The sequence below is a fragment of the Lactiplantibacillus songbeiensis genome (assembly GCF_005405125.1).
In the GTDB taxonomy this organism is placed as follows: Bacteria; Bacillota; Bacilli; order Lactobacillales; family Lactobacillaceae; genus Lactiplantibacillus; species Lactiplantibacillus songbeiensis.
The window spans coordinates 38,708-61,229 of sequence record NZ_BJDL01000026.1 but is presented as its reverse complement, the minus strand read 5'-3'; the positions used below and the strand labels follow the sequence as shown (position 1 = coordinate 61,229).

The 22,522-nt window shown below is 44.7% G+C and carries 23 protein-coding genes and 1 other annotated feature; of the genes, 6 read left to right on the top strand and 17 right to left on the bottom strand.

From position 1 onward, the window contains the following. Positions 1–394: 394 nt before the first annotated feature. The 3 genes from FFM77_RS10865 to FFM77_RS10855 all read right to left on the bottom strand — a co-directional run bounded on the left by FFM77_RS10865 (position 395) and on the right by FFM77_RS10855 (position 4,011). On the bottom strand, positions 395–904 hold the full coding sequence (locus tag FFM77_RS10865; RefSeq protein WP_137635790.1) for an ECF transporter S component: 510 nt from the start codon (positions 902–904) through the stop codon (positions 395–397). A gap of 169 nt (positions 905–1,073) precedes the next feature. After that, complete coding sequence (gene tyrS / locus FFM77_RS10860; RefSeq protein WP_137635789.1) at positions 1,074–2,330, bottom strand: tyrosine--tRNA ligase; 1,257 nt, start codon at positions 2,328–2,330, stop codon at positions 1,074–1,076. A gap of 56 nt (positions 2,331–2,386) precedes the next feature. Beyond that, positions 2,387–2,584, bottom strand: a binding site (T-box leader). Between the two features lie 41 nt (positions 2,585–2,625). Next, on the bottom strand, positions 2,626–4,011 hold the full coding sequence (locus FFM77_RS10855) for an MFS transporter (protein WP_137635788.1): 1,386 nt from the start codon (positions 4,009–4,011) through the stop codon (positions 2,626–2,628). Positions 4,012–4,169: 158 nt separating this feature from the next. Here FFM77_RS10855 and FFM77_RS10850 point away from each other — a divergent pair, with 158 nt between their 5' ends. Beyond that, complete coding sequence (locus FFM77_RS10850) at positions 4,170–4,619, top strand: MarR family winged helix-turn-helix transcriptional regulator (RefSeq protein WP_137635787.1); 450 nt, start codon at positions 4,170–4,172, stop codon at positions 4,617–4,619. A gap of 24 nt (positions 4,620–4,643) precedes the next feature. On the opposite strand, the gene FFM77_RS10845 is transcribed toward FFM77_RS10850, so the two are convergent. From FFM77_RS10845 to FFM77_RS10825, 5 genes are all read right to left on the bottom strand, one after another. Further along, the gene (locus FFM77_RS10845) at positions 4,644–5,423 is read right to left on the bottom strand and encodes a PhzF family phenazine biosynthesis protein (RefSeq protein WP_137635786.1); all 780 of its coding nucleotides are present in this window, start codon (positions 5,421–5,423) and stop codon (positions 4,644–4,646) included. A gap of 258 nt (positions 5,424–5,681) precedes the next feature. Further along, entirely contained in the window at positions 5,682–6,062 is a 381-nt protein-coding gene (locus FFM77_RS10840) for a hypothetical protein (RefSeq protein ID WP_137635785.1), read from the bottom strand. Between the two features lie 63 nt (positions 6,063–6,125). Next, the gene (locus FFM77_RS10835) at positions 6,126–6,794 is read right to left on the bottom strand and encodes a hypothetical protein (RefSeq protein WP_137635784.1); all 669 of its coding nucleotides are present in this window, start codon (positions 6,792–6,794) and stop codon (positions 6,126–6,128) included. 13 nt (positions 6,795–6,807) lie between these two features. Next, complete coding sequence (locus FFM77_RS10830; RefSeq protein WP_414672084.1) at positions 6,808–8,139, bottom strand: DUF5776 domain-containing protein; 1,332 nt, start codon at positions 8,137–8,139, stop codon at positions 6,808–6,810. A 1,167-nt stretch (positions 8,140–9,306) separates the two neighbouring features. After that, a complete protein-coding gene (locus tag FFM77_RS10825) occupies positions 9,307–9,507 on the bottom strand; it encodes a helix-turn-helix domain-containing protein (protein WP_137635782.1) in 201 nt (66 codons plus the stop codon). A gap of 121 nt (positions 9,508–9,628) precedes the next feature. Between FFM77_RS10825 and FFM77_RS10820 the strand changes: the two genes are divergently transcribed. Beyond that, positions 9,629–9,868 (top strand): helix-turn-helix domain-containing protein, encoded by a 240-nt coding sequence (locus FFM77_RS10820; protein ID WP_171001610.1) that lies wholly within the window; start codon positions 9,629–9,631, stop codon positions 9,866–9,868. Positions 9,869–9,911: 43 nt separating this feature from the next. Here FFM77_RS10820 and FFM77_RS10815 read toward each other — a convergent pair whose 3' ends face one another. Further along, positions 9,912–10,664, bottom strand: a complete 753-nt coding sequence (locus FFM77_RS10815; RefSeq protein ID WP_137635780.1) for a C39 family peptidase — start codon at positions 10,662–10,664, stop codon at positions 9,912–9,914. 120 nt (positions 10,665–10,784) lie between these two features. Then, positions 10,785–11,357: an NAD(P)H-binding protein gene (locus FFM77_RS10810; protein WP_137635779.1), complete on the bottom strand. Its 573-nt coding sequence runs from the start codon at positions 11,355–11,357 to the stop codon at positions 10,785–10,787. A gap of 244 nt (positions 11,358–11,601) precedes the next feature. Here FFM77_RS10810 and FFM77_RS10805 point away from each other — a divergent pair, with 244 nt between their 5' ends. Both FFM77_RS10805 and FFM77_RS10800 read left to right on the top strand, forming a co-directional pair. Next, on the top strand, positions 11,602–12,909 hold the full coding sequence (locus FFM77_RS10805) for a sensor histidine kinase (protein ID WP_223876825.1): 1,308 nt from the start codon (positions 11,602–11,604) through the stop codon (positions 12,907–12,909). A 110-nt stretch (positions 12,910–13,019) separates the two neighbouring features. Then, entirely contained in the window at positions 13,020–13,523 is a 504-nt protein-coding gene (locus tag FFM77_RS10800) for a YueI family protein (RefSeq protein WP_137635778.1), read from the top strand. A 562-nt stretch (positions 13,524–14,085) separates the two neighbouring features. Here FFM77_RS10800 and FFM77_RS10795 read toward each other — a convergent pair. The 4 genes from FFM77_RS10795 to FFM77_RS10780 all read right to left on the bottom strand — a co-directional run bounded on the left by FFM77_RS10795 (position 14,086) and on the right by FFM77_RS10780 (position 17,637). Then, entirely contained in the window at positions 14,086–14,763 is a 678-nt protein-coding gene (locus FFM77_RS10795) for a DUF554 domain-containing protein (protein WP_137635777.1), read from the bottom strand. A gap of 57 nt (positions 14,764–14,820) precedes the next feature. Next, positions 14,821–15,636: a MerR family transcriptional regulator gene (locus FFM77_RS10790; protein WP_137635776.1), complete on the bottom strand. Its 816-nt coding sequence runs from the start codon at positions 15,634–15,636 to the stop codon at positions 14,821–14,823. A gap of 63 nt (positions 15,637–15,699) precedes the next feature. After that, positions 15,700–17,001, bottom strand: a complete 1,302-nt coding sequence (locus FFM77_RS10785; protein WP_137635775.1) for a cation:dicarboxylate symporter family transporter — start codon at positions 16,999–17,001, stop codon at positions 15,700–15,702. 132 nt (positions 17,002–17,133) lie between these two features. Next, complete coding sequence (locus FFM77_RS10780) at positions 17,134–17,637, bottom strand: YagU family protein (RefSeq protein ID WP_137635774.1); 504 nt, start codon at positions 17,635–17,637, stop codon at positions 17,134–17,136. Between the two features lie 489 nt (positions 17,638–18,126). On the opposite strand from FFM77_RS10780, the gene FFM77_RS10775 reads away from it, so the two are divergent. Both FFM77_RS10775 and FFM77_RS10770 read left to right on the top strand, forming a co-directional pair. After that, entirely contained in the window at positions 18,127–19,194 is a 1,068-nt protein-coding gene (locus FFM77_RS10775) for an ABC transporter permease (protein WP_137635773.1), read from the top strand. A 14-nt stretch (positions 19,195–19,208) separates the two neighbouring features. Beyond that, positions 19,209–19,889: an ABC transporter ATP-binding protein gene (locus tag FFM77_RS10770; protein WP_137635772.1), complete on the top strand. Its 681-nt coding sequence runs from the start codon at positions 19,209–19,211 to the stop codon at positions 19,887–19,889. A gap of 211 nt (positions 19,890–20,100) precedes the next feature. On the opposite strand, the gene FFM77_RS10765 is transcribed toward FFM77_RS10770, so the two are convergent. The 3 genes from FFM77_RS10765 to FFM77_RS10755 all read right to left on the bottom strand — a co-directional run bounded on the left by FFM77_RS10765 (position 20,101) and on the right by FFM77_RS10755 (position 22,500). After that, a complete protein-coding gene (locus tag FFM77_RS10765; RefSeq protein WP_137635771.1) occupies positions 20,101–20,862 on the bottom strand; it encodes a MerR family transcriptional regulator in 762 nt (253 codons plus the stop codon). A 106-nt stretch (positions 20,863–20,968) separates the two neighbouring features. After that, entirely contained in the window at positions 20,969–21,517 is a 549-nt protein-coding gene (locus FFM77_RS10760; protein WP_137635770.1) for an ECF transporter S component, read from the bottom strand. Beyond that, positions 21,514–22,500, bottom strand: coding sequence for a nucleoside hydrolase (locus FFM77_RS10755; RefSeq protein WP_137635769.1), 987 nt, complete (start codon positions 22,498–22,500; stop codon positions 21,514–21,516). The genes FFM77_RS10760 and FFM77_RS10755 overlap by 4 nt, the downstream gene beginning before the upstream one ends. Between the last annotated feature and the right edge of the window lie 22 nt (positions 22,501–22,522).

The following is a 22,522-nucleotide window of genomic DNA, read 5'->3' as shown; positions in this document are numbered from 1 at the left end:
GTTTGCTACCAATTCAAGAATTGATAGACCCTACACATTTGATTCGTCGAAACTTTGTTCAGTTTTCAAAGATCTAATTCGTTCGTTGATTTCCTCAACGCAACTTAATCATCTTATCATCATGATTTAAAACTGTCAAGAACTTTTTTAAATCAATTTAATTTGAATCATTTGGTTGGTTGCCTCAAACGCAACGTTAATAAGAATAACAAAACATTTTTAAGCTGTCAACAACTTTTTTTATTTTGTTAATGAACTTATTTGTTGGCCGGTAACAGCAACGAGTAATACTATACCAGTATAAAAATACTCGGTCAAGGGATTTTTGATATTATTTTAAAATAAAAGAACTTATTAGTCGTAGCTAACAAGTTCCTACTATATAAGAGCCCTTTTAATTAAATTGTGCTTTAACGTAATGACTCAACCGTAAAACGACCGGAAAGGCAATGACACCACCTAAAATTGCTTGCACGGCATTGGTTGGAATACCAATTAACCCCGTGGGCATAGCATACAAAATTGAATCTGACACAAAATAGCCGACAACCATCACTAGACCACCAACTGACATCGCGACTAACTGGCGACGCTTTGACTTACCAGCACCTAACTGACCAACTAGCCAGCCTTCAACACCATGCACAATCAAAGAAAATAACATATATTGCGAATATCCAGAAATTAGATCCAAAATAAAACCGCTCGCGCCGCCAACGATTACCCCGCCACGCCGACCAAACAACAATGCAGCAATCATAATCCCAGCATCACATAAATTCACGTTACCATGAGTCATCGGTATTGGAATGATCAGTAACCGCGAAATCACAACAGTCACCGCAATCAATAATCCCAATAACGCAATCGTCCGCGTCGAAAGCTTTGTTGACTGAGGTTGCATAGGCCATCTTCCTTTCTACAAGTTAAGAACAATTTCCATTTAAATTATGAGCAATTTTTAATTCGATTTTAATTTTACTACATTTACTTGAAAATAACAGACTTGTACTCACAAAAAAAGTGTCTTTGAGATGACCTCAAAAACACTTTTCTGACTTCAATTAGTAAATTTAGTTGACCCGTGCTAAGAAATACTTCTTCTTACCACGACGAACAATGACAAACTTGCCATTAAAAGCCACCGTTGGATCGATGTCGGCATCAACGTCAGTGATCTTTTCACCATTGATCCGAATCGCACCGTTCTTAATATCTTCGCGTGCTTGACGACGTGATGGTTCAAACTTAGTCGCATCGACTAACCACAGCACAATATTTTGCTTTTCAGTTGAGACTTCGGCTGAAGGAACCCCTTTGAAACCTTGTTCGATTTCATCAGCATTCAAGTTTTGCACATCACCAGTAAACAACGCCTTAGTAATATTTTCCGCTTCAACAACAGCCGCTTTACCATGGACAAATTCCGTGACTTCTTCGGCTAAACGACGTTGGGCTTCTCGCTTTTCAGGCGCCGTCTTGACCGTTTCAGCCAAGCGGTCGATTTCTTCATGACTTAAGAACGTGAAGTACTTCAAGTATTTCACAACGTCACGGTCATCTTGGTTAATCCAGAATTGGTAGAATTCGTAAGGGGACGTCTTTTCTGGGTTTAACCAGACAGCCCCACCCGCAGTTTTACCAAACTTTGTCCCATCAGCTTTCAATAATAATGGAATCGTTAAGCCGTATGCCTTAGCCTCATTACCTTCCAAACGATGGATTAGATCAGTTCCGGCCGTGATATTGCCCCATTGATCAGCGCCACCAATTTGTAATTGGACGTGTTCAGCCCGGTATAAATGTAAGAAGTCAATTGATTGCAAAATTTGGTACGTAAATTCCGTGTAAGAAATTCCGACTTCAAGTCGACTAGCAACAACTTCCTTGTTGAGCATCGTATTAACGCTAAATAATTTCCCATAATCCCGTAAAAAGTCGAGTAAAGATAATTTTGATAACCAGTCATAGTTATTGACGATTGAAAAGTTTTCATCAGAGCCAAATAACTTATGCATCTGTGCATTCAAACCATCTTCGTTATGTTTGACCTGGTCCATCGTTTGTAAGACCCGTTCAGAGTTCTTCCCAGAAGGATCCCCGATTGCCCCGGTCCCACCACCAACAACAACGTATGGATGGTGACCAGCTAATTGGAATCGTTTCAAAATCATAAAGGGAATCAAATGCCCGATATGCATGCTGTCGCCGGTGGGATCAATCCCACAGTATAGCGAAACGGACTGTTGTTCAGTTAATGCTTTCAACCCAGCTTCATCAGTCTGTTGATTGATGGCGCCGCGCCACTTTAAATCATCGATAATGTTCATGTTGGTTCCTCCTAAAATTAGTCACCGGATAAAATAAAAACTCGCCCCTGTCTAAAAACAGGGACGAGTTTACCGCGTTACCACCCAAGTTATCACTAAAGATCGTGATCTCTCATGATTAATAACGCAATCAGCCGGCCGAAATGGCAGTTCACTTTATGTAATTCATCACTAGTCACAGCCCGGTTCACACCATCCACCGAGTCGCTTAACTGTTGGGCTAGCCACTACTCATTAAAGGTCACTACTTTTAATTGTTATCTCATATCATAAGCAATCCAGCTTAAAAAGTCAATCACGCTTTACGAGTTCGCATCGCCTTAATCAGTGCAACCAAATTTAGCACAACCAAGACCAACAAAACCACTAACGCGACTGTTGATCCTAGAGCTGTACGATCAGCATTAGATCCGCTAGCTTGAGTCTGGACAGCCGTAATAACTGCGGATACGATTGAAGTCCCGGTTGCCCCAGCAAATTGCTGCAAGGTATTAAAGACCGCATTACCATCGGCTTGCTGGTCACCCCTTAATTGACCCAGGCCACTGGTCATCGTATTCCCCATCGTTAGACCCATCCCAATCATCAGTAAGATGTACAGACCTAAGATCAATTCACCCGTTAAGTGCAATCCGAACACTGTAAATAACGCGATGGCAATTGCTATAATCGTACTCCCAGTGAGAATCGGCTTAGCTGCACCAAAGCGATCCAAGATTCGACCACCTAAAGGCGCAAAAATCGCCCCAATCGCCGCACCAGGTAAGACGAATAAACCAGCTAACAAGGCCGACTTGCCGTTTACCAACTGAATATAGTTTGGCAAAATAAAGGCTAATCCCAATGCATTGATTTGAACTAAGAAGAAACCTAGTAAGTGCCAATCAAATGACACAGTTTTAAAAATGGTCAGTTTGATCAATGGCTGTTTGGCTCGCCGCGTAAATCCAATAAATGCCACTAATCCAAGTAACCCTAACACTAACCAACCAATCACCAACCACGGTTGCGTTCCTAATCGTTGCAAGTTGCTAAAGGCCATCGTAAAGCCAACAAAGACAACCACAATTGCCAGCCACCCGGCAACATTGAACCCAGCTTTCGTTGTGGGTGCAGCCTGACGAATGGCAAACAGTCCCAGTACTAATGACACGACTAGTAACGGTAATAACAAGATAAATATCCAATGCCAACCTAGACTGCTGACGATCAAGCCACCAAATGTTGGTCCTAGTGCGGGTGCGATTGCTGTGATCAAGGTCCCAATTCCCATCAAGGTTCCCCGCTGCTGATCAGGGGTCCAATCTAAAATAATATTAAACATCAACGGTAAAGCAATCCCCGTCCCCAAACCTTGGACCAGCCGCCCAAGGACTAACATCGTAAAATTAGTGGCACTAGCATCAATCACTAACCCAGCTATAAACAGCAAGTTAGCCGTCACAAATAACGTCCGCGTTCGAAAGCGCCGTTTTAAAAAGGACGAAATCGGGACGATCATTGAGACCACCAGTAAGTAAGCCGTGGTCATCCACTGCACCGTGGCCGTATTAATGTTAAATTGCCGCATTAAGACCGGAAAGGTGATGTTCATCGCCGTTTCGACAATCACCCCACAAAATGAAAGTAGCCCAGTCGCGACTACTGCTAAAATTAATTTTAAGTCAACTTTTTTAGTCATCAATTCAACTCCTAACAGTTAATAGTTCTAACGCGAACTAGTTAACCAGTATAGCACACTCCCACAAAATTAAAAGGGCTATTTTGCGTTGACTTACCAGTCTAGTTTGCCTATAATGCACATTAGTTAAATAACGAACTATTAAGGAGATGTGGCTTATGCAGCATTCTATCGGTATCGCAATCAAAAAGGCCAATAATGCTTTGTCTCGTGATTCGGATCATTTTGCGAAGCAATTGGGATTGACTGGCATGCAGATCAGCACGATCAACTTCATTGCCAACCATGAAGCAACTCAAGATATCTTTCAACGTGATTTAGAACATGAATTCAATATCCGTAAAGCGACCGCTTCCAGCTTAGTCACAACCATGGTCGCCAAGGACCTCTTAATTCGCGTCCCGGCGACAAACGACGCCCGTTACAAACGGTTACTGCTGACACCTAGTGCTCGCCAATTAGCCACCAAGATTGAGGCCTTTTTTGAATCTAGTGAACAACGCATCCAGACTTTACTCGGTCCCACTTTTGACACCATTTACACGCAACTAACGCAGATCAGCACTGACTTTACTGCGAAAGCAACCGATCAATCAAAAAAAGACTAACCAACTTGGTTAGTCTTTTTTTGATTAAGCTAAGGTATTTTCACCAGTTGCAAATAACACCGCGTGACCACCCATCAAGACACGATCCCCACGCCATTCACAATCTAATAAACCGACCCGAGCGGAAGCCTGTTGCGCACTCAGCTGATTTTTACCTAAGCGTTGGGCCCAGTATGGAATCAAGTTCGAGTGGGCTGACCCTGTCACGGGATCTTCATCTACTTGCAGTTTCGGGTAAAATGCCCGTGAGACGAAATCAAACGTGGTATCGGGCGCAGTAACAATGACACCTAATCCCTGCGTCAACGCTTTGACTTTCGCCAAATCTGGTTGCATCTCCCGCACTGTCGCTGCCTCATCATAAACTAAGAACAAGTCCCGCGCTAAATAGGCTTTCGTTGGCGCACTGCCCATTGCCGCCGCAAAGGCCGGATCATTTTCAATTGGCTTGGGCATCAAACTCGGAAAGTCCAAATAGTAAGTATCACCTGAACGTGTCGCAAATAACGGGCCTTTTTGCGTTTGGAAGCTCAGCTTTTCGGCTTCCGGTTCATAATATGTAAATAAGACGTAAGCCGTGGCTAATGAAGCGTGCCCACACAAGTCAATCTCTTGTTCCGGGGTGAACCAGCGTAAATCATAGTGATCCCCATTCTTAACCGTAAAAGCGGTCTCTGATAAATGATGTTCCAACGCTAACTGCTGCATCACCGTATCAGCTGGCCATTGATCTAAGACATAGACCGCCGCTGGATTGCCTTTAAAGACTGTATCATTGAACGCATCGACTAAATAAAACTTCATCTTTGCCACTTCCTCTAACTAGACTTGCCAAAACTGACATGCAATTATTCTAATCTAATTCCAATCATTTGACAACCGTTTTATCATAAATTGTAACTTGGTTATGTGCCTATCTCGTCTACAAGACTGGCTAAAAAAGATAGGGGTTCAGTAATCATTTGATGATTGCTGAACCCCTATCTTAAGTTTTATCATAGACTTCACTTAAGTAACTAGCTTATTTGATAGCGTATTTCAAATACCATGTCAGTCAGCCACCTATAGCTTAGTCCAATGATCGGCCTGATCAGCAAAACGTAAGTGCTGGGTTGTCACCAATCCGTGCTTTTGCTGTCCCACTGCATCGGTCAACGTTAACGTTCGTTGACCAGATAATTGCCAATAACCATCAGTCCGATGTTCCCCCATCGTCAACCGATAACTGCCATCAGCTCGTAACTTCAAACGCTGATTGGCTAATTGCCACGTCCCGACTACCGTCGTTGGTTGCACCGCTTGCGCCGTCCCCGGATCTAACTTTTGAACGGTTAATGCTGATTTGGTTACCGTGGGTACGACTGGTGTTGCCAGTTGATTGGCACTGACCGTGGTGACCCCTAATAACCCGACCACAAGACAACCCCAAAGAAATTTTTGCATCCTGCCACTTCCTTTTTAGGCACAAAAGGCGCTGGACTAGCCAGCGCCTGAAGCTGTAACACTTTAGTTATGTTGCGCATCCGCCGCAATCTTTAGCGCGGTATTGGCTTGTTGACCTTTAACTTGGTAGACCTGATCAGACTTTTGCCATTTAACAGTATTCGCTTGACCAGATTGGGCTTGGTCATAGACTGTCACGGAACCATGCGTGACCTTGGTCGTCGTTAAGGCTTGCTTTTCAAGTTGGTTGTTCACTTGTTGGGCAAACTTAGCCGGATTCTTTTGCACATCGGCCGTATTGGCAATCGCCGTTACCGACCAATTATTAGTATTCCAATGGACGTACACGCGACCCATCGTTCCTTGCAACTTGGCGGTTGTTCCGTTGCTTAAGGTCACGGTATCACCCTTGACGTTGCTAATGTAATCAACCTTGTCAGTGGCGGTACTCTTGGTATTATAAGCCGTCTTTTGGTAAGTAGCGGTTTTACTGCTCGTCCCCGACTTCACATAGCTGACCCGATAATTCGACTTCGTCCCACTGGCATTAGTCGCTTTGACCGTTTGATCTGTAGCCTTAACTGTCGTTGGTGCGGCCGTTTGACTAACGGTCGTCACATTATTAGAAGCCGCATGCAACACATGATTGACCGATGGTGCGGCGACTAGCCCAAGCACTAAAGCGCCCGTAGCCGTTGCGATTCCTAATTGAATTTTTCGTTTAAATTGCATTAAAAATGACCTCCTAATTCGTCACGTAGCTCTTGTTAGCTGTTATATATTGGCCATTAGCCGTCACAAAGTAACGTGACCCCGTTGAACGTTTGCCAACTTTTTGAACGGTTAACTTCGTTCCAGCGGCCACCCCATTTTGTCGATAAGCCTTCTTCAATGATGACTTCGAATAGGCATAAACCTTCCTAGTCGTCGTAATCGTCTTACTGCTTGGCACCGACTCGAGGTAGGCGGGGGTAGAATACTTCACGTTAGCACTGACATAGCCTTGACTCGTCTTCAACCGGCGAACTTTACCGTTTTTGATCATCTTGGCTTTTAATTGGGTCCCCTTCTTATACTTGGCACCGACTTTATGTTTCAAAGCGGCATCCGAATACAAGTTTAAATTACTGGTCAAATTATATGAGCCATGTTGACCATACCAGTAGGCATCAACATCTTGTGATAAGACCCATTGATTCAAGCCGCTCAGGTACACCGCTTGGGCCGAATTACCGCTATTAACGGCTTTCACGGCTGTAATCTTATAGAATTTCTGTTTAGCACTACTTGGAATGGCAGTACTCGTCCCATAATAAGTTGATGCGGCCTTATGCACATAAGCATGTTGGCCCACTTTATATTTACTGTATGCCGTTGGTTTGGCTGGCGTCGTCGTGGTATTGCTACCAGTATTGTTGTTCGTATCGGTGGTGACATTATTCGTCACCCCACCAGCTGCGGTCCACCAGCTAATCGGATGCACACTGAGCGTTGCGCGACTATTATCAATATACTTGTTCAACGCTGACATGTAATAAGCGTCCGTATATTGCCACAATGCAAATGGAATCGTTGGCGTATAAGAATAGTTGGCAATCCATTGCGCATCAAAATTTTGCCGCGCCGTATTAGCATACGTCGTTGCAAATGATTGATAAGAATAGAAAATCAACTTTTTATTCGTCAAGGACCGCATCTCATCATACCAAGCCTTAACTGCGGCATTGGTCGTCCCAGATTTAACGGTGTTGACTTCAAAATCTAAGACGTAAAACGCCGCGTTTTTATTGGAACGATTATAGAAATCCTTCGCCTCTTGTTTGGCATCACTCGCACTCACGAATTGCGAGTAGGCATATTCGCCAAATGGCACGCCGTACTTAACGTACAAGTTCGTATTATTAGCCGCATATTTATCAATATAATCTGACCCATATTGACGTCGGTTGATGACAAACGACACATTCGGCTTCATATTTTGAACTTGAGTGGCCGTCAATTTCCCTTGCCATTCAGAAATATCTGGAATTGCGGCGGTCGTTGCCGCATTGGCCGTAACCGCTTGGGCGACACCCAGACTAACGACCGTAAATGCAGCAACGGCTAACCCCTTAGCCGCAGTTTTTAATTGTTGTCCATTCAATGTTTTACCTCTCTCTGTTGTTTAACAACGTTTACTCACTGACTCAAACCCTGATTAACCTATTGCCATCCCCTTTAAGTTTATGCCGGAAAATACCTAATTCGTTAAACCTTTTGCCATCCCTTAATCATTTATGTACAAAAAATTCAATATTTTCCAATTACTTTAATAATAATCTAGTTTTCTTTAGATTCGACAACATTAACGTTGCAATTAAGTTACACAACCTTACAAAAGTTTGAAGAAAATGTAATAATTGAAAAAATTCATACTGTATTTTATTTCAGTTGCGTTGGATTTTAGTGACTTACGACCTGCTGTTATGGGATTTGATATATGAGATTGGGATGACAGGCGCTTGCGGTTGGGGTGAAACAGTTTTGTTTGTTAGGTTAGTTACACTTGGTGCTAGTTGAAATTGCCGCCCGCCGATTGGTTCCTAAACCGCTGAAACGCCATGGGCCATTTTAGCAACCAGCGGCTCGGCTAAATGACCAAACTGAAAATAATCAATCGTTAATTTTTTAATAGCCGTTAGTTAACGGCGGGCGGACCAGAATTGGCTCAGTGGTGTCGTTTATCTTGGTCGGTGATTTTCCGACTTAGATAAAGCCCGGCTTTCGAGACCGCCCTTTGGCTCGAAAACGTGGCCACCACGTTCCAGCCGATTCTGGTCCAACCAGAGTGGCAATTCAAACCAACTAGCACCAAGCGTAGATTAGTTAGCTTTAAATTGCCGAAACGTGCTCGCTTGACCTGCCCATTCCGCTTGCTACGCCAAATGACCATCCGGAAAGCCCGCCGGATACCCACTTGGCTAGGCAATGCTCATGGGCAACCCGGTCGCACTCACACTCTTTTTGAAACGTGCTCGTTCAGGCTGAGGATTCCGCTTGCTACGCTAAATGACCATCCGGAAAGCCCGCCGGATACTCATTTGGCTAGGCAATGCTCACCCTCAAACCGCCTTCATTCACACTCTAAATAAAAAAAGCTCACGAAATTCGCGAACTCTCCTTTTACAAACACTTATTCATTTTACTGACAATAACTGAACCTCACCGGTAGTCTGCCGATGCTCCTCCAAAGATTTTCATCCAGTTAATTACGAAAAAAATACTGTGTTGGCACGCCAAAATCGTCATGCAACTGTTGGACTTCTGCCGTATTCCAATGCGACCGCCCATGGAGTTTATTCCACACCGTGTTCACACTACGACCGATTGAGTCTGCTAAGTCCTGCTGCGTAATCCGATTCTGCTTAAAGTAGGCCAATAACAATACATCATTATTAGGTTCCATTTGACCACCCCCTTCTCTTGTTCCCCATAAGGGAATCTTACACCAATTAAGCGTTATCATCAACATTTAATTATAGCTTTTAACAAAATTATGGGTAAAATAGGGAATGAGGTGGCAGTGGATGTTAGCAGATGAACTAAAGCGTACCCGGCGGTCAGAAAATTTAACCTTGGCTGCGGTTTCGCAACAAATTACAGCTCAATACCATGTTCGGATCTCACCTTCCATGTTATCACGTTACGAAAATGGCTACTCAATCTCGATTAATCATCTCTTTGCCTTAGCCGCTTTCTTTAACATTAATTTAGATCCGCTCGTGCAAGAATTTGCGCGGACTGGTAATCGTTATCAGACTCGATAACTAAAAAAATCCCGCTTAGTCAACTTGACCAAGTGGGATTTTTTTAATGATTTAAAGTTAGCACGATTGCCTGTTGCCCCATCTGCTTATAGGCCGCGGCAAAGTCAGTCCAGTTAACTGCTTGCTGTTTATGGCCATACGGATTATTGATGTATATCACCTTTTTAGCACGGTTGAATCCAACAATCACGACACTGTGCATATCGTACGTCACTTTGACGTTGCCAGTCGGCGTTTGCCAAGTCTGTAAGTTGCTGACCGGGGCAAACGTCAACGTCGTTATCGTCCAGACTGGGCGGCCCTTCTCCAACTGTTTAATCACGGCTGAAAAGTCCGACCCGGTCAAATCTTTGACCTGACTCGTTTGGGTCTTGGCTAACCGATAGATTGGGCCGTGATAGACCCCTAGCCCCGGTTGATCGCCGGTAATATCACCAACAAAGCCGGTATTTGGATTACCACGTTCCCCATTGTCATAAGTTAAAGGGACGCTTGGCAATTTAGCTGCTAACGCATTCTTTGATATATCAAGATGATTATAATTTAGCACCATCGCCAATGACGTCACTTCACAACCATTGTAAAGTCGCGGTGCCGCCATTTGATTAATCAATGGCACATCTAACTTAACCTGATTAGTGACCCTAGACTTAGACGCAGTGGTTTGTTTCGCAGTAAAGGCGGCATCGATCCAATCTGAGACTTGGGCCACGGTAACACCGGCCACTGCTAAAACAACCCCGACAATCATGATTAATGGCCACCGGCGCTGGCGTTGCTGCATATGTTTTGGCATTCTATCACACCTAATTTCGATTATAGTTAATTAAGTTTCCTAATAATATAATTCATACTATCCTTGATGATAATAACATTAAATATATTATAAAAACACCAAACTAACTTCAAGTTCCATTTAGGCAGCTAGCGGCCAACTGACACCAACGGTTAAATAGTCAAGTAAGCTCAAAGCCCGACGTGTCGGCATTGCGGTTAACCAATCCTGTTGCATGGCTTGCGTATAGATAGCCGTGGTCGCGGCCTCAGTCCCCTCAATCAACGTAAAATCAAGTCCGCTATGCCGTAATTGCTGTTCCATCACTCGAATAGCCGCCAATTGTTGTCGTTGCCGCCGCTGGTGATACCACTTCACTTGGTTTTGGGTTAACGATAAAATGCTATCTGGACTAGCCAGCATCAGGCGCGTGCTTGGTTGGGTATTCAAGACGGTAATTAAGGATTGTGTTTGGGCAACCAGCGCCTTAGAATCTAGTTGAACTAGGATAATATCTTGGTCAATCACTGCCGCAGTTAATCCGCCTAGATCATTTAAGTCACCAGTTAAGACGGTGACATCGGCGGGCCAGTCCGAACGATAGGCCGCTGGGGTGTAGACGGTTAAAGTGACTGCCAGCATTTGATCAATGGTCTGTAAAAGTTGTTGAATGCGTTGTTGCGGGATAACCCCCGCGATTAAGATATTTTGCATCCTAATTAGCCCCTTTCAGTTCTGCTTATTTTGATAATTTATAAGGTACTAGCTTCTAGTTAGTCGAAGGCAAGCAAAAAGTTTCCTTTTTTTGCAATTTTTACGTGGCAACGATTACCAATTGATTTATGATTAGTAATATCAACTTACAAACTGTTTCTAGACTAAATTTTTTAACAAATGAGGTGTTATATCTATGGAAGCGCTCCTGTATGCTCTCTCACTAACCTCGGGCGGTTATGAAATGATGATTTTTATGCTAGCCTTCCGAGAGTATTTAACTTGGAAATTAAGTGCAGTTTGGATCAGCCTAGTCATCTTCTTCGGGATTTTCGGCCAACTAGCCACAGTTTGGTTTCCTCAAGTCCCACTCGTCTTCTTCTGGGTCGTTCCAATCACAGTCGTCAACACGATTATGAGTGCCCGCCTGCTGTATACCAAGTGGATCTTAATGTTGCCGTTATCGATCTTTTTGAATGCCGTCAAACGATTAATCGGCGGCCTGGCTGGGGTATTTTTAAAATGGATAATGTCTTCCGATGCTCCCATGCGCTTACGTCAATCGATTCACATGCATGATTGGGCAGCCAATCTGAACTTATTTGGCGCCGTTGTCATCTGTTTACCAATTATTATCATCATCGGGCTGCTCGCCCATCGGTGGGTAGTTAACGTCTCAGCCGCCGACTTTTTCCAACACGCCAAGATCGACCATAGTGACTATTGGCTGGTCCTATTATTCTATGGTTTATATATCCTGGGATACGCTTACGTTCTAGAACTAAACGTTGTTTTACAAATGTACGTGGCCATTGCCGCTTGCATTATTTTCGGAATTATTGGCTTTTATTTGGTCAACAGTAAAAACAGCCGTCTTACCGATGCCCAATTGCTCCGGCAAATGTCCAGTTATAATGAGCTGCTCAGCCACCGAAATCAGGAGCTCCACTTATTCAAGCACGACTACCAAAATATCTTACTCAGTATGTCGCAATATATTCAGAACCAGGATGTCCATGGCTTGCAGCACTACTTCGAAAATGAAGTCCTCCCCGCTGGCAATAATTTAAAGTCTAGTGCGGGACCTGAACAACTACACAACTTACAGGCACCCGAAATCAGTGGCCTCATTTATTCTAAATATGAAGCGGCCGCCAGTCGCCAAGTTAAACTGCAACTGGCCATTTTACAACCCATCAAGTTACAGCCGAATGCCCATATTAAAATCGTTCGTATCTTGGGTAATCTGTTGGATAACGCGATTGATGCGGCCAGTCAAGTCGATCAGTTAGTCAACTTACTGATCACGTTGGATCAACAAACGAACGCCGTCCAATTTGTGATTCAAAATAAAATTCCAGCCAACGATACGATTAATTTAAATCGAATTAAAAAGAGTCGCTTTACGACTAAACCAGGTCATTTAGGGTACGGCTTAAGTAGTATTGAACAACTGGCTACTAAGGAAGTTAATGTGGCTTATCAGATTGCCGAACAAACCTTTACAGCCACGTTAACTATCGAAAATCCAGCACCTACTGAGCAGCTTTAGAAAATCTTAATTTGCTAAAATCGTGAACTTATTTACAATTAAGGTAACGACTTTGAGTGGAAACGGTTACATCTACCGATCAGGCCACTCTTTGGAAAGGACTTGAAACCATGTCACAATCCGAAGATCAGATGGACAAACATCTACAAACTGCCATCTTTGGTGCGCCGGTCTTGCATCCCGACGAACAACATCGCAACTTAGGCACATTTCACGAACGTTTAGACTTAGGGATCACCTTTACCCAAGCACTCTTACGCGACTACTCGCCTGAGTTACGAACTGAAATGCTCGCTCATCCAGACTATCAATTGTTACTGCATGGACTGCTGGACCAGGACATTATCGACCGTTACATTTGTTTAGCAACTAAGAATCAGATTCGCTTTGCGATTCGCAATGACTTGATGTACCAACATCAGCCCGATAGCTTAGCGATTGCTTTAGCTGCTCCAATGGCGATTCATCCACCGACAATCGATATCGATGAACGGTTTCCATTGACACCATTGACGCCCACTTCCCCAGTGCGCCGGCAATTACTGATTGACCGGATTCACCAGCATTTGGATAAGAATCGGGCTGCATTTCGACAACGACATCATTTGGAGTAGTGAGGACTAGCTTTGCCGCCTACCGTAAAAAACAATCATTCAGTTATAGATGGTTGCCACGCTTGTAGTTGGTTTAAATTGTCACTCTGGTTGGGCCAGAATCGGCTGGAACGTGGTGGCCGCGTTTGGAAGCCAAAGAGCGGTCTTCCAAGCCGGGCTTTATCTAAGTCGGAAAATCACCGACTAAGATAAACGACACCACTGAGCCAATTCTGGCCCGCCCGGCGTTAGTTAACGAGAATTAATGATTATTTATTGTCGACCACAAATTTAGCCGAGCCGTTGGTTCCTAAAATGTTCAGCCGTGTCGTTGGCCTAAGTGCAAGTGATCTGCTCGGACTTAGGCCAACGACAGTTTTGAAAATCGGGTCTCGGCTTCAAAATGGCCCATGGCGCTCCAGCATTTTAGGAACCAACTGATAAGCGGCAATAGCAACTAGCACCAAGCATAGTTGCTATTAATGCCGATTCTGACCCAACAAAATTTTAATTCGATAACTATCTGTCTAAAGCTTATATACAAGAAAGCCGTCCTGATGAATACCCCAGGACGGCTTTTCTACTAGAATAAATTTAAAATTGCAATCGCAATTGGCGGCACCAATAACGCTGGCAGTAAATTCAACGTATTGATCTTTTTAATATTTAGCAACCCTAAACCGGAAGCTAAGATTAAGATACCGCCAACAATCGTAATTTCATTAATCAATGTGGTGCTTAGTGCCGAGCGCAAGACTAACGCTAAGACGTAAATCGACCCTTGCCAGAGAAATAACACTCCCGCAGCAATCGCGATGCCAAAGCCAAACGTTGACGCTAGCACAATCGAGGTAATTCCATCTAACATCCCGTTAGTAAATAAGAACGTATAGTCATGCTTCAACGCCGCTTCAATCGGACCCAAAATCGATAACGAGCCGATGCAATACAATAAGATCGCTGTCGCCAGCCCCTCCGCTAAGTTGCCGCCAGAAAACCGGCCGACTAGCTTATCAAAGTGACCTTGCAGATCTAGCGCCTGTCCAATAATGCCGCCTAACGCCAAACTGACAATGAACAAGACCGGATATTTACTTTGCGGCATTCGCTGAACGACCGCGTTAATTCCAATGACGGTGGCCGCTAAGCCTAGTGCCTGCATTAGAATCTCATGGTAAGCCGGCTTAATGCCGTGCTTAAAAACACTCCCTAGCGTACAGCCAATTAAAATCATACTGACGTTAAAAATCGTGCCAATCATGCTGGCTCACTCCTATTTATTAGTTTCTTTATTATAAAGTCTCTAGTTACTAGAGCGTCAAGTCGTAATTGGCAACTGAATCCGCGTCACAGATTGACTGACATCATCGGTAATCCCATAATCAATTAGTGCCGTCTCCAAAGCGGCCGCACGGAGTCGCCAATGATGGTCACGACATACGGTTAATAATTGTTCATAATATGGGCCGGCCTGCTGATGCGTTCCCGCAAACGTGAGTTGCAGCGCCGATCCGCCTGGCAGTAGTTGCTGACCAGTTCTCGGCTGATCACCTGGTTCAAAGGCCAACAAGATCCCACTATACTGATCAAAGTGGCCAACCGTTAGCTCGGCTACGGACAACGACAACGTAATCTTGCCTAAGAAGACATCTTGTGCCAAATCATAGCGCTCCCGCAATTTAGCAATCACTAATTCAATATCATCCTGTGCAGTATAGGCTTGTCGTAAATACAAGACCGGTTGTGGCGCTAACGTCACCAGCTGGGGGACGCCTAACTGTGCTTGCTCCGCTTGTTCAATCTGCGTTAGCCGTGCCGTGACTCGTTGATCGATCACTTGGAGCGTTGCCAGTTGCTCGGCGACCGTCGCTTGTTGCTGATGTAAGAGTTGTTTAAGCTTCGGCAAATCGCGCGCAGCAAAGAAATCAGCGATTGCCGGTAAGCTCACGCCGAGTGCTCGAAAATACTTAATCGTACTCAAACGCTCAAATTGCGCCGTTGAATAATAGCGATAATGACTAGTTGCGTCGACTTTAGCTGGCGTCAATAGGCCAATCTCGTCATAGTAGCGCAACGTTGGAATCTTCACATCAAACAGCGCAGCCAACTGACCAATCGTAAAATAGGTTTGCATTCAGTTTCCCTCCTCATGGCAAACAAAAAGGGCTGCATCACAGTCCCTTCGTTCAGTACAATTTTATTTAGTTCCGGCTGCGGTCGTCTTGCCCGCGCGAATCTCAGCTAAGTAGTGCTCACTTTGATCAGCATCAAATTCATGTTCCGACTTTCCAATAATCACGGCGGCCAGTGAATTACCAACCACGTTAACCACGGTCCGGCCCATATCAACTAGCCGGTCAATTCCGGCAATAAAAGCTAGCCCTTGAACGGGCACCCCAATTGACGAAATCGTTGCTAGTAATACCACAAACGAGGCGCCAGGCACCCCAGCAATGCCTTTGGACGTAATCATCAAGACAATCAACAACGTAATCTGCTGACTCAATGACAAATGAATCCCATAGGCTTGCGCTAAAAATAACGCCGCTAATGATTGATAAATCGCCGATCCATCCAAGTTAAACGTATACCCAGTTGGAATCACAAACGACACGATACCTTGACTGACACCATACTTACCCATCTTATCAATAATCTTCGGCAAAGCCGCTTCCGAACTAGCCGTTGAAAAGCCGAGCACCATTTCATCACGAATCACCCGTAATAAATGCCAGATATTCAAACCGAACGCTCGCGCCACTAAGCCCATTACGACCACAATAAAGACGGCCATCGTCACATAGGCCAAGATAATAAAGTAACCTAGTGGCGCCAAGGCTTTCAGCCCCATCTGAGCAACGGTCACGCCAATTAAAGCACAGACCCCAATTGGGGCAGTGTGCATGACCCAATTCGTTACTTTAAACATCGCTTCAGCCACGGCGTTCATAAAGTCTAAGATGACTTTTCCTTGATCACCAATCGCCGCAGTCCCTAAACCGAAGAAGACGGCAAAAAAGATTACCGGAATCATATCACCATCTGACAATGATTTAAAAACATTGGTTGGAATGATTCCCATGACCGTCGACCAGATGCCATTATGTGAAACCGTCTTAGCGGTAGCCACATATTGACTAATATTACTACTGTGGAGCTGATGAATGTTGATGTAGTCGCCAGGGTGAAAGACGTTACCAACTAATAACCCTAGTGCAATCGCCACCGTCGTCATTAGTTCAAAATAAATAATCGTCTTGCCACCAATCCGGCCAAGTTTTTTCAGATCACCCATATTGGCAATCCCAGTAATTAAACAAGCCACCACAATCGGCAATACAATCATCTGAATCAGGCTGATAAACATCGTCCCGATATTTTGCATCGCTGTAATTGCGGTCTGATTCCCATAAAAGACCACGCCTAAGACAATCCCAACGACTAACCCAACCAAAATCTGCCAACCTAAGCTCAATCGAAAATGGTGATACCGTTTCATTTGTGTCCCCTGTTTCACATCGCTCGCTCCGTTCCCATTTCTAGGTATTTTGGCTAAAAAAGCCAAACAATATTAACAGTTTAGCACAAATTATTAAGAAATGAGAAACTAATGTGAAAGTAACCGTTTTACTTAGTGTTTTTTCGTTAAGCGATCATAAATCGCGGCACTGACCCAATCGGCCGTCCACATCCATAAGACGTGCCCGATTGCTTCTGAAACATGTTCTTCAGTCGGCTGCTTTTTGGCACTAGGAATCGTCCCAAGGGCTGGTAAGATACCATGATGAAACGCCGTCCAGATACCTAAACCAAAGAGCGCACTACTGCCGGCTTGGGCCTTAGGATGTTGGCGGGCCCATAAACTATAGGCCACTGCAAAGGTCGTCGAAAAACCGAAGTGCATCATATAGCTGACCGCAGGCAATTGTTGACCAGAATACGTATAGGTGGCATGGGTGACGCTAGCTGGTACCCCGACCTGTTGCAATAATTGCTGTGGTGGATTCGTTTGATCCCGATCAGCCGTCCGTGGTGGCAAGATATTCTCCCAGCCAAGCTTCACTAACCCTGAAATCACCCCACCAGTAATCCCCGCGATCATCGCGGCTTTTTGATTAAACTGCTTTTTAGTCATTTTCTGTTAACCTGCCTTTCACATCATTAACTTTATGATACCAGTCGTTTACTTACAATCGAAATATTTAATCTTTGCGCTTGGTGCTAATTGAAGTTGCCGCCTGCCAGTTGGTTCCTAAAACGCTGGAACGCCATGGGCCATTTTGAAGCCAAACCCGGTCTTCAAAACTGTCGTTGATTGTCCGACTTAGATAACCCCTGGCTGGGAAGACCATACTTTGACTTCCAAACATGACCAGCATTGACCGGCGTTGATTACCGACATGCTTTGAATTAACAATTATTTTAACTAATTGGCCTACCAGTTTCTAAAACGCATCGCTAGTCCTTAGTACACCGGCATTTCTCAGGCTTTGTTCAGTAAGCTTAATTAATACCAATTTGAACTTTACAGTTCATTTCTTGTCAACCTACTTGTCAAAGATAACAAATGCTGGTATGCTTTAGCTATTCATTTATTACCTGATAAACAAAAGGAGACTTAAAAATGTATTTAGGATTAAAGGAAATGCGCCATGAAAAACTGCGCTACACATTACTCAGCGGCGTCTTATTGCTGATTGCGCTCGTCGTCTTCATGTTGGCAGGCCTGGCAAACGGGCTTAGTAATGGGAATCGGCAAGCTGTCGATGCTTGGCAAGCGCGCACCGTTTACTTAAATAAAAATGCCAATCAAACCATGTCGGCGTCACAACTCAAGCTCGCTGATCAAAAAAAGCTGAGCGGTAAGCAGATCGCCCCACTCGCAAGTCTGTCAGGAACCTTGCGGACGACTAATAACCATTTAAAGACCACCGCCAGTGCTTTTGGCACGAGCCGGACTAGTTTCTTAATGCCCAAGCTGGTAAGCGGGCATCAGATTAATGGCAAAAATCAAGTTCTGATTTCCGCTGATTTAAAAGCGGCTGGCTACAAACTCGGGCAAAAAGTTCGCATTGGCACGACTAAACAAACGGTTAAAATCGTCGGCACTTATGGCAAGAGCACCTATATGATTGCGCCAACCCTATATACCGACATCGCCACCATGAATCGACTCAAAGGTGCGCCCATTACTAGTGGCGATCAACAGACCGTTAATGGCTTTGTCACTAAAGAATCCAGCTTCAAAAACGCTAAACACGGTGATTTAGAAAAATTAAGTATCGCTACTTTTATTAATAAGCTTCCCGGCTATAGCGCTGAACAATTGACGTTAAATACGATGATCTACTTCTTATTCGTCATTGCCTTAGCCATCATCGGGATTTTTATGTTCGTCTTGACCTTGCAAAAACAACCGTTATTCGGCGTCTTAAAAGTCCAAGGTATTGGCACCGGCCATATTCTAGCCGCGTTATTGACACAAAGTATTGCCATGGCAGTGATTGGGATTGTCCTCGGCTTAGGTATTACAGTTGGACTAGCACAAATCATGCCCGCTGGCTTGCCATTTGTCGTTAACTGGGCCCAGTTTGGAGGATATAGTCTCGCACTACTGGCCGCTTCAGTTGTTGGCGCATTACTCTCATGGCGGACCGTAGCTAAAATCGATCCCGCGGTCGCAATTGGATAAGGAGGATTCTCAAAATGACACAAGCAGTCTTAGCATTACAACATATCGACAAGCAATTCGGCCACGGCCATACCGCGGTCACCGCATTAACCGACGCCAACTTCGAAGTCAGTGCCGGGCAATTCGTGGCCATCATTGGCCCATCCGGTTCCGGAAAAAGTACCTTTCTGACCATTGCTGCTGGTTTACAAACACCTACCAAGGGGCAAGTCTTATTGAACGGCACGGAATTAGCCGCTCAATCCGAAAAAGCCCGGCTGGCCTATCGCTTTAATGAAATCGGCTTTATCTTGCAAAGTTCGAACCTCATTCCTTTTTTGAATGTGACTGAACAATTGAAACTCGTCGACAAAATGGCCAAACGCCCCTTCCAAAAAGATCGCGCCGCCCAACTGTTAAAAGAACTCGCCTTAAGCGATGTCGCAACCGCCTATCCAAGCGAACTGTCTGGTGGTGAACGGCAACGCGTCGCAATTGTGCGGGCACTCTATAATGATCCGAGCGTGATTCTCGCTGACGAACCCACAGCCAGCTTGGATACCCCACGATCAATCGATGTCGTCGAACGCCTAGCCAACGAAGCCCATCAACACCAAAAGGCCATCGTTATGGTCACCCATGATCAACGACTCATTGGCAATTGCGATGTGGTTTATCAGATTGAAGATGGCGTGATGACACGGCAAAAAGGCTAATTAAACTGCTGCTCTGGTTGGTCCAGCACCGGCTGTAACGTGCTGGTCACCGCTAATCACCATGTACTGGTAACTGAACGGTTATTTTTCACTGGTAGGTGCCAACTTTCACTAGCACCAAGGGCTTATGAGTAGCAAAAAATGACCGTCAGGCAAAATTTTGTCTGGCGGTCATTTTTATTTACCTTTGTGCGACTAAAAATTCAGAAACCTAATCCTGAGCATACCGATCAATAATGGCACATAAAACGGCGCTCGCGCCTTGTCCAGCACGCTCATTATAATAAGCTTGGAACCGCTCATCAGCTTGATACATTAACGCTAAGTTGCGATGCATGGCAGCCGTATATTTAGGCCAAGTGTAACTCAGCCATTTTTTGTGATTACGATATACGCGTTGAGCAGTGACTGTCGTAACATCCCCACTCGCTAAAACCACCTTTAAATCAGCAATCAATTGCTGTTCCGTGGCTTGCATTGCGGCATAATCTGCCGTACTCAACTTCGCAAATTGATCATTGGCTTGCGTTAAGGTCTGTTCCTCATACTTACCGCGTAACTCGTCACCATAATTAGCTTCATTTTCAGCTAACTTAGCCTGTTTAAAGGCCGTAAACTTGTCTTTATCCGTCATTGCGACGCCTCCTCGTTGAGTCTTAATCGTCGTTTGAACGAGTGCCAATAGGGTATCCAATTGCTGGCGTTGGGCCAATAACTTTTGATATTGCTGTTCCAACGCCATCACCACGGTCGCAGTTGGCTGATCCAATAAGGCTGGAATATCTGCTAACGGCACTTGCAAGCGACGATACAAGCAAATCTGCTGCAAACGGTCAACTTGCGCCGTTTCATAATACCGGTAACCATTGTCACCAAGATAAGCTGGCGGTAACAACCCAATTTCATCATAATAGCGCAAGGTGCGCACACTCACGCCAGCCAGCTGTGCCAACTGTTTAATTTGATAAGCCATTGTCTCTCATTCCTTTCAACACCCTTAGTCTAAGGGCTGACGTCACGTCAGGGTCAAGCCAAATTTAAAAAAAAGACGTACATTTTGACATGTACGTCCCCATTCATTAATTTGCTTGTGGTAATTTATAACGCAAGACCCGATAAACCAAGGCAACCACATAGACGGTTAAGAACCGATCAAGATAGTCGGTGCCGGCTTGGATCAGAAATACTGCCAACGCTTTATTCATCCCAGTACCTAGTAGGACTTGTACCAGCATACTTGACCCGGATGACGTAATTCCATGGAATAACAGCACCGTAATCAGCGTACTCAGTAGCGTGCCTGGTAATGAAATCACTAAGGCCAACCACCAATTTTGCCGAAAACTTGCGGGCTTAATCCGTCGATACATCAAACCAGCCACTAGCCCAATCACGAGCTGAATCGGCATGAAGAATAGCGAGTAGAGATCAGTCGTCGCCACTAGCAGACTAGTGGCACCCCCAACGAGTATCCCACTTAACGGGCCAAAAACGGCCGCTGCTAACACGGTCCCAATCGAATCCAAATAAATCGGTAGCTTTAACATTAAGGCAATATTACTGCCAACAAAGTTTAGCGCAATGCATAGCGCTAACAGGGTCAGTGTGCGCGTTTTGAATTTTTTCATGCGCCCACCAATAATTGGTTCAAGACAGTCGTCAAATCAGGATCCGTTGCCCCAGCGACTCGGGTCAAAAACAACCGCCAAAAAGCGATGACATCGACTTGCGTCATCACTTGACTATTCTTCGGCCGGTGCCAGAAGTCATGATCATCGACCATTGATTGCCCGCGCGCCACATCATCGGTTGCAACGACGGTCGTATACACATCGAATCCCGATAAAATCGCCGGATTAATCACTGCCGCTACGGCCAACGGATCATTGATCACACAACCGATAACGCGTTCATATTCCCAATGAAAATCAAAATAGAACCGCGTGATTTTTTCAATAAAGCCACCCATCTCAGGGTTAATCGCTTTAATATATTCAAGCAAACTCGGTGTTAAGACGATCTTGCGCGTCACATCTAAGCCGACCATCTTAATCGGGACCGGCATTAAGTCAAAAACAACTTTTGCCGCATCCGGATCACACCAAAAGTTATATTCGGCGACCGGTGAACAATTACCATGACTCTTATAATTGCCACCCATTAAGACAAATTGATCGACTTGATCAAATAACGCCGCATCGCGTTGTAACACTTGGGCGATGTTAGTCAACGGGCCAAGGGCAATCACCGTCACCGTTGGATCTTCACTTAGTGTGCGCTCAATAAACGCCACCGCATCTTTAGCGGCATGCACGTTGGTAACGGCTGGTAAATGACTATTACCAAGACCATCATTTCCGTGCGTGTCTTGTGCGCTAGTATAAGCAACTTCCAGTGGCCGATTAGCCCCGGTATAAACCGGAATATCCAATCGATCCGCCAACGCCAACACTTTTAACGCATTTTCAGCGCCAATATGGGTGGGCACATTCCCACAGACCGTGGTAATGCCAATCACATTTAACTCTGGGGACTTCAGCGCTAATAGCAGCGCCAAACTATCATCGATGCCGGGATCACAGTCGATAATCACATTACGACTTGCATTCATTTCTCCTACCTCCGATTAACAT

Bases quoted from the DNA above. Each gene is read 5' to 3' on its own strand.
- FFM77_RS10810 (WP_137635779.1), bottom strand. From the start codon at position 11,357: ATGCAAAATATCTTAATCGCGGGGGTTATCCCGCAACAACGCATTCAA.
- FFM77_RS10840 (WP_137635785.1), bottom strand. From the start codon at position 6,062: ATGCAAAAATTTCTTTGGGGTTGTCTTGTGGTCGGGTTATTAGGGGTC.
- FFM77_RS10765 (WP_137635771.1), bottom strand. From the start codon at position 20,862: ATGGCTTATCAAATTAAACAGTTGGCACAGCTGGCTGGCGTGAGTGTG.
- FFM77_RS10815 (WP_137635780.1), bottom strand. From the start codon at position 10,664: ATGCCAAAACATATGCAGCAACGCCAGCGCCGGTGGCCATTAATCATG.
- FFM77_RS10825 (WP_137635782.1), bottom strand. From the start codon at position 9,507: ATGGAACCTAATAATGATGTATTGTTATTGGCCTACTTTAAGCAGAAT.
- FFM77_RS10795 (WP_137635777.1), bottom strand. From the start codon at position 14,763: ATGATTGGCACGATTTTTAACGTCAGTATGATTTTAATTGGCTGTACG.
- FFM77_RS10775 (WP_137635773.1), top strand. From the start codon at position 18,127: ATGTATTTAGGATTAAAGGAAATGCGCCATGAAAAACTGCGCTACACA.
- FFM77_RS10790 (WP_137635776.1), bottom strand. From the start codon at position 15,636: ATGCAAACCTATTTTACGATTGGTCAGTTGGCTGCGCTGTTTGATGTG.
- FFM77_RS10835 (WP_137635784.1), bottom strand. From the start codon at position 6,794: ATGCAATTTAAACGAAAAATTCAATTAGGAATCGCAACGGCTACGGGC.
- FFM77_RS10845 (WP_137635786.1), bottom strand. From the start codon at position 5,423: ATGAAGTTTTATTTAGTCGATGCGTTCAATGATACAGTCTTTAAAGGC.
- FFM77_RS10770 (WP_137635772.1), top strand. From the start codon at position 19,209: ATGACACAAGCAGTCTTAGCATTACAACATATCGACAAGCAATTCGGC.
- FFM77_RS10850 (WP_137635787.1), top strand. From the start codon at position 4,170: ATGCAGCATTCTATCGGTATCGCAATCAAAAAGGCCAATAATGCTTTG.
- FFM77_RS10760 (WP_137635770.1), bottom strand. From the start codon at position 21,517: ATGAAAAAATTCAAAACGCGCACACTGACCCTGTTAGCGCTATGCATT.
- FFM77_RS10800 (WP_137635778.1), top strand. From the start codon at position 13,020: ATGTCACAATCCGAAGATCAGATGGACAAACATCTACAAACTGCCATC.
- FFM77_RS10755 (WP_137635769.1), bottom strand. From the start codon at position 22,500: ATGAATGCAAGTCGTAATGTGATTATCGACTGTGATCCCGGCATCGAT.
- FFM77_RS10805 (WP_223876825.1), top strand. From the start codon at position 11,602: ATGATGATTTTTATGCTAGCCTTCCGAGAGTATTTAACTTGGAAATTA.
- FFM77_RS10855 (WP_137635788.1), bottom strand. From the start codon at position 4,011: ATGACTAAAAAAGTTGACTTAAAATTAATTTTAGCAGTAGTCGCGACT.
- FFM77_RS10785 (WP_137635775.1), bottom strand. From the start codon at position 17,001: ATGAAACGGTATCACCATTTTCGATTGAGCTTAGGTTGGCAGATTTTG.
- FFM77_RS10820 (WP_171001610.1), top strand. From the start codon at position 9,629: ATGTTAGCAGATGAACTAAAGCGTACCCGGCGGTCAGAAAATTTAACC.
- FFM77_RS10865 (WP_137635790.1), bottom strand. From the start codon at position 904: ATGCAACCTCAGTCAACAAAGCTTTCGACGCGGACGATTGCGTTATTG.
- FFM77_RS10780 (WP_137635774.1), bottom strand. From the start codon at position 17,637: ATGACTAAAAAGCAGTTTAATCAAAAAGCCGCGATGATCGCGGGGATT.
- tyrS (WP_137635789.1), bottom strand. From the start codon at position 2,330: ATGAACATTATCGATGATTTAAAGTGGCGCGGCGCCATCAATCAACAG.